Origin of the sequence: Lentzea kristufekii (assembly GCF_033949925.1) — a bacterium.
GTDB lineage: Bacteria > Actinomycetota > Actinomycetes > Mycobacteriales > Pseudonocardiaceae > Lentzea > Lentzea kristufekii.
On record NZ_JAXAVV010000003.1, the window covers coordinates 399,369 to 414,476 of the forward strand.

Here is a 15,108-nt window from a genome sequence, read left to right on the forward strand (position 1 = left end):
TTCTAGCCGCCGATGATCTTGGTGCCGTCGTGGATCATCTCCACGTTGCCACCGAAGTTGTGCAGCGTGCTGACACCGGCGCTGTCGCCGAGCTCGCTGACCTTGCCGATCGGGTCGACGTCCGGCAGCTGCGGCGCGGCGCTCGCGGTGCCGGCCATCGCGGCGATCGCACCAGCGGCGATGCCGGCGGAGGCGACGATCTTCTTGATGCTCAAGGCTTTCCGCTCCGAGAAAAGTGGGACGGCGCCCGATTCGAGGGGGAGGGAATCGGGCGCCGCCCCGGCCAGGAAGGTCTGGTCAGATCAGATGTCGACGGACGCGGCGCCGGTCGGCACACCGTTCGGCTCGTTCAGGCCGAGCAGCGTGGAGGCCGGCAGACCGGTGGCACCGGCGTCGACGTTCTCGACCAGCGCGTTGGCGTCGAGGTCCTGCGCGTTGATGGCCTGGATCTTGCCGGTCGCGTCGGCGGTGTTCACGGACGCGAGGTCGCTGACGCTGGCGATGTCGCCCAGCTGGCCACCGAGGTCGGGCGCGGTGTGAACGGCGGCGGACCCGGTGTCCGCGTTGGCGATACCACCCAGGCCGAGCATGACGGTAGCGCTGCCGAGGGCAACAGCGGCCCCCGCGACGGTCTTCCTGAGGTTCATAGGCGCGAACGTGTCGTGTTCGGACCCTCTACATCAAGCTGCGTAACTCAGGCGAGGGAAGTTCTTCATCCTTTAGGGGGCGCCAGCGCACAGTGGTCGTGCAAACCCGATCCGCGCCCCGCCACACGGATATCGCGTAGAGCCCCGGTTTCGTTCCGGCCCTGGACATGAAGTCGCACGCGCACTCCAGCGTGTACCGGCGCCGCCAGTCGCCGCCTTTTCTTATGTACCAACCGTGGTCGACGACCTCTTCGGTGTGCTCGAGCACCATTGCGCCGTCCGGGAGGCGGCGGTGGTACTCGATGCGGTGGAAGTGGTCCATGACCAGGACGTTCCTCACCGCACTCGACGAGTGAGAATCTCAAATTCCGGATCTTGCCCGTAACGTTTGGACCGTGGCTGAACCCACGTTCCGGCAGAGACGCCTCGGCGAGGCGCTCAAGCTGCTGCGCGAGCGAGCCGGGTTGAGTCAGCGCGAGGCTTCCGACCGGATCGACTACAACGTTCCGAAGCTCAGTCGCATTGAGAACGGCCAGGTGCCGGACATCCACGCTCCGCGCACGATGCTCGATGTCTACGGCGTGATCGGCGACGAGTCGGAGCCCTACCTGGAGATGTGGAAACTGGCCAAGGAGAAGGGCTGGTGGAAGCAGTACCGCCTGGAGGATCAGGGTTACATCAGTTTGGAACACGACGCCTCGGCGGTTCGGGAGTTCCAGCCGAACTACATCCCGGGGATGATTCAGAGCAAGGGGTACATGCGGACGCTGTTCGCCGGGTCGCGCGCTCAGCGGTCGAAGAAGTGGATCGATGACCAGATCGCCATACGCGAGCGGCGGCAGAAGCGTCTTGTCGGTGACAAACGGATCTCCTACCACGCGATCATCACCGAGGCGGCGCTCCGCTATGCGGACCGCGATCAACTTCTCCACATCAACCAGGCCGGCCTGCTACCGAACGTCACGATTCAGGTCGTATTGGACACAGCAGGACTGCATGACGGACACAACGGCGGCTTCAACCTGCTGGACTTCCCGTACAGCGGAGACCCGAAGATCCTCTACGTCGAGCACGTCGGCGGATCGCTTCACATCGACGATCCAGCACGCGTGAAGGCCACTATCCTCAACTTCAGGCACCTCTCGAAGCTGGCGTTGACTCACGAGGAGTCCGCAGCGTGGATCGAGAGGCTGGCTGCCGAGAGGTAGGGGTCGAAGTGTCTGTTGTGTGGCGCAAGAGCAGCCGCAGCAACAACGGCGGAAACGGAAGCTGCGTCGAGATTGCTCTGACCGGCTCAGTCGCGCGCGTGCGCGACTCCAAGAACCAGACGAGTCCTGAAGTCACCGCGCCCCATTGGGCAGCGTTCATCAGCGCTGTGAAGCGCGGCGACCTGGAAGAGAACTGACGGGCCGGCCTAGGCGATGGCCCCCGGCGGCAGCTTCAGCTTGAACGGCAGCGTCGTCACGACGGCCAGGTCCGAGGCCGTCGCCTTCATCAGCGAGGGAGCGTTGCGCGAGCCGGGTTCAGGCAGGTCCAGCAGCCTGTCCACGGCCTCGATCAGCGGGCCCTCGTAGATCCACACGGCCTGTGCCGGGCGAGCCGAGTCGCGAACCGCGGGAAGACGTCCCGCGCGCGCCTCGGTCTCCGACCAGAACAGGATCGAGTCGATGAAGCCTCTGCGCTGCTTGAACGCCATGATGCGGTCGAGCTGCCCGGCGTCGTCCCTCAGGTGGAGGAACTGAAAGCCACTCTCGCGCAGCTCGATGACCTTGTTCAGTGCGTGGTCCATGGCGCACCTACCCCTGTGAGGTCCCCTTCGGGTGACTGATCAGTCATACGACCCAAAAGGATCGTACGGTAAGGCAACGTTCTGCCGTAAGACGTACTCCGAACGAGTATCTCAATTGGCAGACGCTTGTGGCGCAGGGTAATCGTTGGCCTTCTTGGTAGAGGAAACGGCCTGGAGCACCGCTACGGTTCGCACCAAGAACGCCAAACCAGCCAATGTGACTAATGTCACGGTGATCAACATGTGTCGCCTCCGAGTGGCTCCTACACCCGTATTAGACGTGTAGCACGCGTTGTGGGTTGCACCTTTGCCGACTCGCCGTTCTGCGCGAGGTCAGGCCAGTAGAGTCAGGACGGTGCGTGAAGAAACCGCCGTCGGGGGAGCACTCGGCCTGCTGTGCAGCACCGAGCTGGACGGGCTCGGCGACCAGCTGCCCGTGCGCGTCCTCGAACGGGAGCTGCGTGACCGGCTGGGTGACTGGCGCATCACCGCGCTCGCGCGCAGGGAGCATTCGCATCGCGCCGACGGCGGGCTGGGGGCGACACCGGTCAGTTCGGTGGGCCCCGACGACTTCCACCTGATCGTCGTGTCGCTGTCCGAGCCGCTCGACATCTCCGAACTGCCCGGTCGCGCGGTCGGGGTCGCCGTCAAGTCGGGGGGCCGGACCGGCATCGAGGTGCTCTCGACCCGGGACGAGGGTCCCGACGTCGTGCCGAACCTCGGGGTGCTCGCCGACCGGCTGGTCGAGCCCGAGGTCCTCACCGCTCGCGTGCAGCACCTCCAGCAGCTCGGCAGACTGCCTGAGCACCGGTACCTGGTCCTGCACGTCACCGCGACCACGCCGCTCGCCCGGCTCAGGCCCGCCGTCGCCAAGGCCGCCGAACTGCTCGCCATCGACCACGTCGTGGTGCTGCCGACCGGCGTCGAGCCGGAGGAGTCCAGCTGGCCGGCGATGCCGCACGACGCCGTCGTCGAGGACCGGCTGGCCGTGATCGCGAACGCGGCCGCGGTGGTGGCCTGCGACGAACACGTGGCGGCGGCCGCGCAAGCGTTTGGCCGGACGTGGGTGCTGTTCGACCCGAAGGGCGCAGACCGGCAGGCCGTCGAGCAGTTCGGCAGTCCCGACCAGATCGTCACCACCCCGAGCAGGCTGGTCACGGCCATGCGGCGGGCGCTCAAGGTCGAGCGGTCCGCCAAGGCGGTCCGGCTGCTGGACGAGCACCTCAACGCCGTGGCCCGGCTGGCCGAGGAGGCGTTCGCCAAGACCGGTGCCGTCGAGCCGCGCATCGCGTTGCTCGCCGCGGAGAACCGGGCGCTGCGCAAGGCGCACCGGCAGCTGCACGCGCGGCTGATCGCCGAACGGGAGGCGCTCGTCGAGCACATGCTCCTGCGCAGCGGCGACATCGGGCCCGACCTGGCCACGGAGCGACGGCTGCACGCCGACCTGGCCGAGCGGCACCGCGACGTGCTCGCCGCGCTGGCCGCGGAACGGGCCGAGCTGGCGGCGATGCGCTCCACCAAGCTCTACCGGTGGTCACGGCTGCCGCGCGTCGTCTACGGAAAGCTGCGCGGCCGGTGAACCCCCGCGTCACGTTCGTCCTGGTCACCTACGGCGGCGGGCCGATGGCCGCACGCTGCCTGGAGGTCCTCGCCGAGCACACCGACGAGCCCTACGAGGTCGTGGTCGTCGACAGCGCGTCGCCCGACGGCACCGGGCAGTGGCTGCAGGAGAACCTCGAATCAGCCACGGTGATCCGGCTCAGCCAGAACCTCGGGTTCGGCGCCGGGTGCAACGTGGGCGTCGAGCACGCGGGCACCGAGTTCGTCTGCTTCCTCAACGCCGACGTCGAGGTGACCGAGGGCTGGCTGCCGCCGCTGCTCGAGTTCCTCGACGGCAAGCCTGAGGCCGCCGCGGTCGCACCGCTGATGGTCTTCCCGGACGGACGGGTTCAGGAGGCGGGCAGTCTCCTCGGCGGTGACGCGTACAGCAGGGGCTGGGGCGACGGGCAGTACGACGTCGACTCGTTCTACCCCCGCGTCGTCGACTACGCCTCCGCCGCGTGCCTGGTCATGCGGCGCAAGGCGTTCTACGAGGTCGGCGGGTTCTCGCCGGAGTACCACATCGCCTACTACGAGGACACCGATCTGCAGTTCATGCTGCGCCGGCACGGCTGGCAGGTGTGGGTCCAGCCCGCGTCACGGGTGCTGCACGTCCGGCACGGCACGAGTTCGACGGCCACGGCCGAACGCCTCTCCGACATCAACCGCGAGGTGTTCCGCCGTCGTCACGCCGACGACCTGGCGACCCGCCCGCCGTCGCTGGGCATCCACGAGCACACCCACCGGCTCTGGTGGCTGCGCGACCGCCCCACGACCGCGCGGATCCTGGTGGTCGCCGGCGAGGAGGAGCCCGACGCGGCCCTGCTCACCGAGCTCAGGGACCGTGACCACGAGGCCGCCGTCACGCTGTTCGTGCCGGAGGAACCCGAGCACGACTGGCGGCCGGAGGGCATCGAGGTCGTGTCCGGCGCCGAACCCGAGCCGTGGAGCCGTGAGCGCGTCGGTCTCTACGACGTCGTCATCGCGCTCGGCCCCGGCACGGCCGCGGTGGAGATCACCGAGTGGCAGCCGCAGGCCGTCCGGGTGCTGCGCCTGGACGTCCTGCCGCACGTTTCCTGGGAGAAGAAGTACGCACGGGACCGCAAGCGCGAGGACGCGATCCGGGCCGGTGTCGAACGTGCGCGGCTCGCGAGCGCCGAGGAGTGGGCGCAGACCGTCGTGCGTGCGGACGACGGTCTGGACGACGTGCTCGTCGACTGCGGTCTGGCGCCTGCGAAGTCCCGTTAGCGCTGGGCGCGCCGCAACAAGGCGGCCGCGAGCAGCCTCCGTTCGGCACCTGCCGTGTCCGGGCGGTCGCCTTCGAGTGCCAGGCGCACCAACGGCCACAGCCTGCGTTCGGCCGTGGTCAGCCGCGAGATCTGCTGGACCGCCTCCGGCGACATGAGGTCGTGGTTGCGCATCAGCAGCACCGTCGCGAACTGCGCGATCCGGCGGGTCTCGTGCTCGACGATGTGGTCGAGCTCGGGTTGCTTGTGCGCCAACGAGTCCTGGTCGAGGCCGAGCGCGTACCTGGCCAGTCCCTTGAGCCCGGGCAGGCCGTCGGCGAGGCGGGGCACCTGCCAGCCGGTGACGTTCGCGCCGTGCTGGCGGTAGGAGTGCAGCGCCCGGTCGACGAACGCGATCCGGCCGATCGACAGCGCGCAGGCGGCGAGCCACTGGTCGTGGTACGACGCCGGGGTGCTCGGCGGCAGCGGCAACATGCGTTCGGCCAGCACGTCCGCGCGCACCATGCTCGCGGCGCCCGTCACCGTGTTGAGCAGCAACAACTGCTCCAGGTCGGTGTTCTGGCGCGACCTGCCGGTCCACACGCTCTCGGCGATCACCCTGTCGTTGTCGTCGACCAGCCGCATGTCGGCGTACGCCAGCTGCACCGACGGGTCGGCGAACTCGGCGAGCAACGTCTCGATCTTGTCGGCGTCCCACAGGTCGTCCTGGTCGGACAGCGCGACGAACTCCGCGTCCGCCGGCACGATCTGCAGCGCGCGCTCGAAGTTGCCGTAGAAGCCCGCGTTCCGGTCGTGCTCGACCACGACGAACCGGGGGTCGTCGCCCACCACGTCGTGCAACGTGGCCCGGCCGGCCTCGTCCGAGTTGTCGTCGCTGATGACGCATACCCAGTTCTGGTGGGTCTGCGCGCGGATCGTGTCGAGCTGGGCGGCGAAGTGGTGCCGCGGCGGGTTGTAGGTGGCGAGGCAGATCGCGACCTTCGGCCCGGTGGCGGGCCAGACCGCCTCGACGCGCTCCACCGTCGACTGTGGACGGGCGCGCAACGGTGGCAGGTCGCCGCGGAAGACCGTGCCGTCCGCCAGCGTCACCAGGAGTTCGAGCGCGATGGAACCCGGTGACGTGCGTGCGCGCACCGGCACGCGCAGCCGGATCCCGTTACCGGGATGGCCGGTCGTGCCGGGCCAGGTCCTGCCGTCGGCGCGGACGGCGACGGCGTGCACGGGCAGGTCCTCGTGCACGGCCGTGCCTTCGAGTTCGACGACCTGGCCGCGGCCGACCACGACCTCGTCCGCGGGCACCGCGACCTCGTAGCGCATCCGTTCGGCGCGCTGGTGCTTGCTCACCTCGCGGACCCGGCCACCGACCAGCGGTGCGATCGGGCCCAGCCGGCGCAGCACCGCGTCGGTCTCCTCGCCGCCCCTGCCGAGCAGGAGGTCACGCGTGCCGCGCACCGCACGGGCGGCGGGCCAGACGTAGTCGCGTCCGATGTGGACGATGGACGACGAGTCCAGCTTGTCCAGGCGTGCCCGCAGTTCCGCGTTCTCCTGGGCGAGCCGCTCGGCCAGCGCCGTCTGCTCGGAGAGTCGCGCGTCGGTGTCGGCGAGTTCCATCAACGAGTTGCCGACCAGGTCGTCCAGCCGGCCGATCTCCTCGCGCAACGCGGCGGCGGCCGAGTTCGACTGCTCGTGCAGCTTCTCCAGTTCCTCGCCGCGTTCGTGCAGCTGCTCGGTCAGTTCGACCGCTCGCGCGTTCAGCTCCGCTGCCTGTGCGTGCAGGTGCGGCACCGAGGCTGCGGCGTCCTGCAGTTCGGTGAGCGCGGGTCCTTCCCAGAGCCTCGGCCTGCCGGGCACGTCGAGTTCGCTGCGCAACGCGGCGAGCACCTCGTCTGCCGGTGTGCCGCTGACCAGTTCCTGCAACGTCGCCTCGGCCGGAAGCAGGTCGTCCCACCTCGGGGCGGGCAGCGCGGCGAGCGCGGTCAGCTCCTCGGTGAGCCGGCGGATCGACCACTCCGCGGGCCACGGGTGCGCGGCGCCGCTGCGGTGGACCTCGCGGGCGAACTCCAGCAGCGCCCGCACGAGCGCCAGCTCGGAGTCCACTCCGGACTCGGCCTGCCATTCGAGGTCGATCCGGTGGTACGTCCCGTGGTCCGCGACGATGAAGTTGCCTGGGTGCACGTCGAGGCAGTCCGGCGGCAGCACCGCGACGCCCTCGCGGCCGGGCAGGAACGGGTGGCGCACGTCCGCGCCGGTGGCAGGTCGCGCGTCCACCGTGCAGTACTGGCGCCACCGCTCCAGGAGGTCGCGCAGACCGGTGAGGTCGTTGTCCGCCAAGGCGTCGAGCAGCAGGCTGTCCAGGGCGACACCCGGTAGCACCGGATCGCGCTCGACGAGCACCTGGCGCAGCCATCCCGCCGCGCTCTCGCGGCCGTCGGCCATCACCAGGTCGAGGTCGCCGGTGAGCGTCCGCGAACGGCGCCACTGCGGCAACCTGCCGTTGTTGACCATCCAGGCGAGGCCCGGCCGCATGGTCCGGTCGACGGATTCCTGCGTGCGTGCCGCGATCACGAGGAACGAGGGCGAGACCGCCATGCCGAACCCGTCCGCGACGGCGAGGCGGTGCGGCAGCCTGCCGGCGACCGCGCCGACGGTGCCGCCGAACGCGCCCTGCAGCGGGTCGCGCACGAGCTTGTCGAGCAGTTCGGGCGCGTCGGGACGCTCGTGCAGCGACGCGTCCACGACGATCCGCGGGATCTTGTAGTCCGGGTAGGGCGCCAGCCAGCGCTGGGCGGTGAAGCCGGCGGCGGAGAGCAGTTCGCCGAGCCGCTGCCTGCTCCACGTCCGCGCGCCGGAGCCCGGATAGCCGGCGGGACCGACCCACGACTTCCCGCGGTGGTCCTCCGCCCGGCCGAGCAGGTACCCGAGCCCGAGCTGGTTCTCGATCGCCAGCACCAGCGCACCATCGGTGTCCAGCGCCTCGGCGACGTCACCCAGCAGCTGCTCGGGATCGCAGTACTCCAGCACCCCGCAGACCATCGCGAGGTCGAACGTCCCGTGCTTGCTCAGCTCCACGGCAGGGCTGTCGACGATCCGCACACCCGGCAGGTCGCGGCACCGCTCCCGTGCCGCGGCCGCGCGCAACGGCACGCCCTCGACACCGACGACCTCCGCGCCCGCCTCACCCATGGCGCGGCTCAGGACGCCACTTCCACAGCCGACGTCGAGCACCCGTTGCCCCGGCCGGATGTCCAGGGGCGCGAGCAGCCCGAGCCGCTGCGGTGAGAAGTGGTAGCTGAGCTCCCACGAACCACCCAGGTTCGTGGCGAGCTCAGCCGAACCGGCGCTGACGTCCGCCGCCGCGCGGAGCCGTTCGAGAACGGCGTCCTCGGCGCCGTCCGCGTAGTCGACGACGTCGTTGCTCATGTCAGGAGGTCGGGAACTTCTTCGACACCGCGACGCTGTACTCCTGGAACTTCCTGATCAGGTCGGTGTCCGAGTCGCCGATGGGCTCCTGGACCGTCATCGCGCGCACGACCTGCTTGCCGGTCGCGTACACGACCAGGTACGAGCCGCTCTGCTTCGGCTTGATCAGCTGGAGCACGTTGGACTTCGCGGGCAGTGCGCCACGAGCGCCCTCGACCATGCCGGACCTGCCCGCCGCCTCGGCGAGATCGGTCGCGAGCTTCGTCGCCTTCTCCGGGGAGTCGGTCTCGAACACCTCGGCGTGGTAGGTGAACGCGTCCTCCTTGCCACCCTTGAACGCGATCTTCTGCACGCCCGCGGTGGTCAGCGCCTCGGCGTCGTCCGCGGTCAGGAAGCCGGCCGTGACCAGCTTCTCCGCCGTCGCCTCACCGTTGTTCGGGTCGGCCGTGCCGGGAGCCGCCGGCAGCAGTTCGAGCGGGGTCTTGGGCTTGGTGGTCGTGGAGGTCGTCGCCGTCGAGGCGGCGGTCGTGTTCCCGCCACCGCCGGAGCCCTCCCGCAGGCCGAACCACCAGACGGCACCACCGATCAGCGCGACGACCAGCACCACGCCGATGATCGCGAAGACCTTCTTGCCCTTGCCCGACGAGGTTTCGTCGAACACCTCGGGCCCCGAGCGCGACCAGCTGTCGTTCGACTGGGTCAGCCACGGCGGTGCCTGGTCGCTGCTGACCTGCCACGGCGGCGGGGGAGGCCCGGGCTGCTGGAAACCGTGAGCGGGAGAGGGAGGGCCGTAGTTCGGCTGGCCCATGCCCGCGCTCGGCACGGCCTGCGTGCGGTCGGCGTCGGGCGGCCGCGGCGTCACGACCTGCGTGGCGTCGGGGTTCGGCGGCTTCGGCGGCTCGCCGACCGGAGCGATGTACTGGGTCGCCTGGGAACCGGTCGCGGGCCCCGCCGACGGCGGCTGGGCCTGCCAGCGCTGCTGTCCGGGAGCCTGCTGGCCGCCCGCGTTGCTGGAGGACAGCACCTGGTCGCGGCGAACCCGGTAGTCGTCAGCCGAGATCCGGCCGCTCGCAAGCTCGTCGTCCAGCTTGCGCAGTTCGTCCTGCCAGTTCACGCTGACAGCCCCTTTCTCCATGTGCGAACCCGGCCATTGTGCATGTCCTGCCTGAGGGCTGACCGGCCAACCGCCAAGTCGTGATCCGGCCTATCGGACCGTTGGTCCGGATGACCTATAACGCTCGACCTGACTGACCACCCGCAGTATCGCCTTGCGCAGAACCGGTGACACACCTCGCCCTGCCGCCGGTTCCGGTTCGGGAACGACGGCCGGGGCCGGGTGAGAGAGCTCCCGCCAGGCCTGCAACGCGTTCCCGACCTGGTCCTCGATCCATTTCGCTGCCGCTTCGGTGCTGCGCGTGCGACGCAGATGGTCCCGCGCGGCCAGCCCTCGTGCGGCGGCTCGTGCCGGATCGTCCGCGACCTCGCGCATGGCCTGTGCGGCCGCGTCGAGATCCGGTTCGGCCCAGTGCGCGCCAGGCGGATACGGCGCGGCATCCGGTCCGACCTCAACGATCTCGTACGGCACCGGCCAGCAGTTCACCGGGTCCAGGAACTCGGCCGTGCCGGAGTAGTCGGTGCTGATCACCGGGATGCCCATGGACATCGCCTCGGCGACCGTGAAGCCGAAACCCTCCGAGCGGTGCAGCGACACGTAGCAGTCGCTGTTCTCGTAGAGCTCGTGCAGTTCCTGCGCGGACAGGTACTTCTCGATCAACGTGATCCGGTCGTCCAGCGCGACGGCGGCCCGCAGCTGCTCGGCGGCCGGGACGTGCTGCTTGCCGTTGATCACCTTCAGCACCAGCTCGACGTCGTCGCGGCCGGGGAAGGCGCGCCGGAACGCCTCGATGGTGCCGAGCGGGTTCTTGCGCTTGAAGACGCTGTTGAAGTCCATCGCGAAGAGGAACCTGGTGCGGCCGCCCGGTTTCTTCGACACCGCTGCCCGGTCCTTGACCGGGATGGGGAACACCTTCACGGGCTTGGTGGTGTGCGCGGCGATCGCCTCGCGGCAGAACTCGCTGATCGTCCAGATCTCGTCGAGGCTGTCGTAGACGTGCATCGACTCGGGGAACTCGTCGAGCTCCCACGACCACACGCCGATCTTGTGCCGGCCCTCGGCGACCTCGGGGTGTGCCCGCAGCACTGCCTGGGTGAGGTCGGCGTTCACGCAGAGGACGCTGACCGGGAACCGCGGCCTGCTGACGTCCTCCGGGGCGTCGATGCCGAGCTCGTTGACCACGAACTCGTCCTCGATCACGGACGCCGTGGGCACGTTCGCCGCGGCGAGCGCGTCGTGCAGCGACCGGCCCAGCTCACCGACGCCGAGCACCGCGGTGAGGTGACCGAGCAGGTTGACGCCGAGCTCGTCGTTCGCGGGCGCGATCGGCGCGGGCGGCGCCGGGATCGCCCAGGTGGGCAGGTCGCCCGCCGGCACCCCGAACGCCCGCAGCCAGTCCAGGTAGCCGGGGTTGGCCGCGTCGTTGTAGTAGCCGCGCAGGTCGGCCCGGTCGCGCCAGATCGCGGCGGCCCACCGGTTCAGCGTCCCGAGCTCGGGCTCGGTCAGCCAGTCGCGGAACGGCTTGCCGCTGAACGCGTGCGGCGGCTGCTCGTCGTCCTCGGCCGAGGCCTTCCGGTAGATCGCGCGCAGCAACGGCGTGATCTTGGTGCCGTCGCTGAGCTCGCTCAGCCACGACGGCGCCACGTCCTCCGGCGCGATGAACCCGGCATCGGTCAGCGCCGCGGCGTAGCGGGCCACCACCGGTGCCAGGTCGGGACGCGCGGAGAGCAACGTGCGCGGACGCCCGGCGAGGTGCGTGCTCAGCAGCCACGGCCTGGTCGCGTCGAACCCGAGCAGGTCGATCACCTGCGTACCGGCGCCGGCCTGCCGTTCGAAGGCGTTCCAGACCCCGGCCGTCGTGCGCGCCACGTGGTGCGCCCGCTGGCTCACGGCCTGGTCGAACCACGCCTGGTCGGCCCACACGGCACGCCCGAGGTCGATCGCGTGGAAGGTCCGGACGGCCTCCGCCCAGCTGTCCAGGAACTCCGCCGCACCCTGCGAGACCACGACGAAACCGGGGTCGAACACCCCGGTGCCGACCAGCCGGCCCTCGTCCGACTTCACGTCGTCGAAAGGCTGCTGGAAGTGCGGCGAGACCACGAGCGAGTGCTCACCGGTGAGCAGGTCGTCCATCGGCGCCAGCACGAAACTCGACGACGTGAGGTGCACGGCGATGTCGGCGTCGAGAAGGAGCTCCCGCAGCAACAACGGCTTCAGCGCCTCGGCGAGCTGTTCCGGCGGATAGGCGGTGGCCAGGCTGAAGTAGTCGTCCTCCGGCACCCCCATCGCACCCGGACCCAGCAACGTGATGCCGTCCTCGGAGCGGGCACCGGGTTCGGCGTCGAGCACGGCGATGACGAACCGGCTGCCGGGGTGGTGCGCCAGGTAGGACCGGGCGAGCACCGTCGCCAGCGGCAGCCCGCTCTCCCTGGTGATCGTGCATGCGACCGCGTTCATGTCCCTCGGTTCCCCTGACCAATGGCCGGTCTGGTGCTGCGTGCCTTCGTCCGCTTTCGGTACCACTGCTCCACCGGAGTCTCCACGAAGCGGTACATCAGCTCTGTCGCGATGAGCACCACGACGATCGCGATGCACATGGCCAGCCAGTATCCGGTGAACGGGGTGATCAGGCGACGCAACGGGATGCCGACCGGGATGTGCAGCAGGTAGATGCCGTACGTGCGCTTGGAGGCCACCGCGACCCACCGCGCCCGCACCAGCTTTCCGTCGGCTCGGCTGGCCAGCAACACCACGATCAACAGGATGGCGAGCGTACGCGGATAAGCCTCACCGTTCCCGGGCCAGGTCTCGCTGGTCAGGTCCGCCCGGATGAACAGCAGGTACTGCATCGCGCCGAGAGTGACACCGGCGAGCATCGGCAGTCTCCCCGACCGCACGAGTGCGATCAGCTGGCCGATGAACAGCACGGGGAGGAACGTCGCCACCTGGCGAAGGAAGCTGAACGGCGGCCCGCCGTCGGGCGGCACGACGGAGATCAGCACCGACACGAGCGTGACCGCGACGGCCTGCGGCACCCACGGCCAGCGCCTGAGCAGCGGCATGGTCGCGATGACGTAGAAGTAGAAGACGAACTGGAGTGCCAGCGTCCAGTCGATGCCGAGCACCTCGGACGTCCCCGGTACCAGGTAGTTGACCAGGAACGCGTTCAGGAAGAGGTCGTCGAAGTCCGCGGGCAGAGTGGCCGGCAGCAGCCCCAGACTGACCACGGACCAGGCGATGAACACCGCGACCCACAACGCGGGAAGCAGCCGCACCGTCCGCCGCGCCAGGAACTCGGGACCGCTCTCCCGGAACGACGCTCCGGTGATCACCATGCCGCTGATCAGCAGGAACACCGCCACGCCCGCGAACCCGAGGGTGGGGTTCAGGTGCAGGGTGTCGACCAGGAGCGAGTTGACCTCGTTGGCGGTGGCGTACTGCTCGCGATCGAGGTGGATCCAGTCCGCGTAGTGGTGGTAGACGACGGCGACCGACGCGACGACGCGGACGAAATCGAGTCCGGGCATGTATCCCGGCTTGTTGCTCATGCTGGTACTCGCCGCACGAGCCGATGGCAGGCCGACGCGACCGCACCAGTCGCGACCACCGCCACCACCAGCGCCACGCCGACGGGCAAGAACCCGCCGAGCACGTCCAGCACCGCGTATCCCACGACGCCTTGGAGCAGGGCGAGCCAGACGGCGTGGTCACTGAGCCAGCGCACCACGCGGAGGCCCGTGAGTCGTGCGGCCAGGTCACCGCTGAACACGACACCCAGTCCGACCAGCAGCATCGTGAACACTGCCGGGACCGGGTACCACCACCGGGCGAACTCGGGCTTGAGCGTCTGCAGCATCACCATGACGAACACGCTCAGGAACCCGGACGCGACCACGAATCCCGTCTTGAGCCCTGCCCGCTGAGCGAGTGCGATCAGCTGTCCCACGGCCACCAGGGGGAAGAAGACGATCACCCCGGCCAGCCGGCTGTCCGGCGCGATGGCGACCACGGCCGCCGACAGCACGATCTGCCCGAGAGGCACGACCAGCATCGCCAGGCCGCGGTACTCGTTGATCACCGCCGCGGCCGCGGTGCCGGCCAGCAGGAGCAGCACGAACCAGGCCAGCGGCACGAGCAGCTGGACTTCGTTCACCAGGTGACTGACGAGCGTGACGTTGCCGGCGGCCGCGAGGACGTCGGTCATCGGCGCCAGGGGAACGGTCCAGATCTGCGCGCCGAGCGCCGCGACGATCGTGGCGAGGACCGAGCTGACGCCGACCGGGAGGTAGCCGCGCACCAGTTGCCACCGCAGCGGTGCGCGGTCGAGTTGTGCGAGGTAGCCACCGGTCGTCAGCAACAGCATGACGGCGAACACGCCGAAGTCCTCGCCGATGCCCAGCGGCCGGTTGAGCACGTGCCGCACGGCGTCGAGGTAGCCGAGACGGATGTCGTGCTGGGTCGTCCACAACCCGACGAGAAAGCCGTGCAAAACGAGGACAGCGGCGATCGCGCGGATCAGTACGACGCCGGATCTCGGCACCTGTGTCGCCTCGGCGCCCGGCGCCACGGCGGTCCCGGTCGAGATCATTCCGGCTCGGCTTCCGCCGGGGAGTGGGCGAGCTGCCGCTCGAGCAGGTTCATGACCTGGTCCGCGGCGCTGGGACCGTAGCCGTCCACGCGCAGCACGTCCCGGCCGCGGACGTAGTGCGCGTGGTAGACCGCGCTTTGGTCCTCGTTGACGAAACGGCGGAGCAGGACGTCGTCCCCACCGGGGACGAGCTGGTGGTTGCCGCGCTTGTAGAGCCCGTCGAACTCGTCCAGCGCGGTGAACGGGTTCGCGCCGTCCCGGAGCGTGAACCTCCAGACGCCCAGCACCGTGCCGTCCGTCAGCCTGGTCACGCGTGCGTCGATCTTGGCGACGCCGGTCGCCCGGGCGATCTCGAGCTCGTCCTCGGACAACAAGGTGTCACGTTCGAAGATGTCCGTGCGGCCGGTCTTCTTGAACGCGATGTCGCCGGGCGGTGCCACCAGTGGGTCCGTGGCCTCGACGTACGGCAACCGAGGCGTCGGGTCCGGAGTCGTCACGACATCGCTGGCATAGGCGTTCCCGGAGCCGTCTCCCCAGATCGCCCAGGCTCCCGCGCCGATGGCGACGAGCAGCGCGAGCACGGCCACGACGGGCACGGCTCGGCGGGCGCGAGCGGACATGACAGAACCCCCAGCAAACGACGGTCCGGAAATTCTCGCTGATCGTCAGTTGCTTTGGTGCCTGATTGGGATGCTTTCATGTGC

13 protein-coding genes are annotated in these 15,108 nt (G+C 69.5%); 4 read left to right on the forward strand and 9 right to left on the reverse strand.

The window, feature by feature from the left end:
- Positions 1–2: 2 nt before the first annotated feature.
- Both SK571_RS08790 and SK571_RS08795 read right to left on the reverse strand, forming a co-directional pair.
- On the reverse strand, positions 3–215 hold the full coding sequence (locus SK571_RS08790) for a hypothetical protein (protein ID WP_319983509.1): 213 nt from the start codon (positions 213–215) through the stop codon (positions 3–5).
- A gap of 87 nt (positions 216–302) precedes the next feature.
- Positions 303–647 (reverse strand): hypothetical protein, encoded by a 345-nt coding sequence (locus SK571_RS08795; protein WP_319983510.1) that lies wholly within the window; start codon positions 645–647, stop codon positions 303–305.
- Positions 648–1,042: 395 nt separating this feature from the next.
- Between SK571_RS08795 and SK571_RS08800 the strand changes: the two genes are divergently transcribed.
- Positions 1,043–1,855 (forward strand): helix-turn-helix domain-containing protein, encoded by an 813-nt coding sequence (locus tag SK571_RS08800; protein ID WP_319983511.1) that lies wholly within the window; start codon positions 1,043–1,045, stop codon positions 1,853–1,855.
- Positions 1,856–1,872: 17 nt separating this feature from the next.
- A complete protein-coding gene (locus SK571_RS08805) occupies positions 1,873–2,052 on the forward strand; it encodes a DUF397 domain-containing protein (protein WP_319983512.1) in 180 nt (59 codons plus the stop codon).
- Positions 2,053–2,061: 9 nt separating this feature from the next.
- Here the strand turns inward: SK571_RS08805 and SK571_RS08810 are convergent, their stop codons facing one another.
- Complete coding sequence (locus SK571_RS08810; protein WP_319983513.1) at positions 2,062–2,436, reverse strand: hypothetical protein; 375 nt, start codon at positions 2,434–2,436, stop codon at positions 2,062–2,064.
- Positions 2,437–2,791: 355 nt separating this feature from the next.
- Between SK571_RS08810 and SK571_RS08815 the strand changes: the two genes are divergently transcribed.
- Complete coding sequence (locus tag SK571_RS08815) at positions 2,792–4,015, forward strand: hypothetical protein (RefSeq protein ID WP_319983514.1); 1,224 nt, start codon at positions 2,792–2,794, stop codon at positions 4,013–4,015.
- A complete protein-coding gene (locus SK571_RS08820) occupies positions 4,012–5,283 on the forward strand; it encodes a glycosyltransferase family 2 protein (RefSeq protein WP_319983515.1) in 1,272 nt (423 codons plus the stop codon). Before SK571_RS08815 ends, SK571_RS08820 begins: the two co-directional genes overlap by 4 nt.
- On the opposite strand, the gene SK571_RS08825 is transcribed toward SK571_RS08820, so the two are convergent.
- The 6 genes from SK571_RS08825 to SK571_RS08850 all read right to left on the reverse strand — a co-directional run bounded on the left by SK571_RS08825 (position 5,280) and on the right by SK571_RS08850 (position 15,024).
- A complete protein-coding gene (locus SK571_RS08825; RefSeq protein ID WP_319983516.1) occupies positions 5,280–8,702 on the reverse strand; it encodes a glycosyltransferase in 3,423 nt (1,140 codons plus the stop codon). The genes SK571_RS08820 and SK571_RS08825 overlap by 4 nt on opposite strands.
- A 1-nt stretch (position 8,703) precedes the next feature.
- Positions 8,704–9,837: a hypothetical protein gene (locus SK571_RS08830; protein ID WP_319983517.1), complete on the reverse strand. Its 1,134-nt coding sequence runs from the start codon at positions 9,835–9,837 to the stop codon at positions 8,704–8,706.
- A 69-nt stretch (positions 9,838–9,906) separates the two neighbouring features.
- Complete coding sequence (locus SK571_RS08835; protein ID WP_319983518.1) at positions 9,907–12,273, reverse strand: glycosyltransferase; 2,367 nt, start codon at positions 12,271–12,273, stop codon at positions 9,907–9,909.
- On the reverse strand, positions 12,270–13,364 hold the full coding sequence (locus SK571_RS08840; protein WP_319983519.1) for an acyltransferase family protein: 1,095 nt from the start codon (positions 13,362–13,364) through the stop codon (positions 12,270–12,272). Before SK571_RS08840 ends, SK571_RS08835 begins: the two co-directional genes overlap by 4 nt.
- Positions 13,361–14,404 (reverse strand): hypothetical protein, encoded by a 1,044-nt coding sequence (locus SK571_RS08845; RefSeq protein WP_319983520.1) that lies wholly within the window; start codon positions 14,402–14,404, stop codon positions 13,361–13,363. The genes SK571_RS08840 and SK571_RS08845 overlap by 4 nt, the downstream gene beginning before the upstream one ends.
- Positions 14,401–15,024, reverse strand: a complete 624-nt coding sequence (locus SK571_RS08850; RefSeq protein WP_319983521.1) for a hypothetical protein — start codon at positions 15,022–15,024, stop codon at positions 14,401–14,403. The genes SK571_RS08845 and SK571_RS08850 overlap by 4 nt, the downstream gene beginning before the upstream one ends.
- Positions 15,025–15,108: the final 84 nt, after the last annotated feature.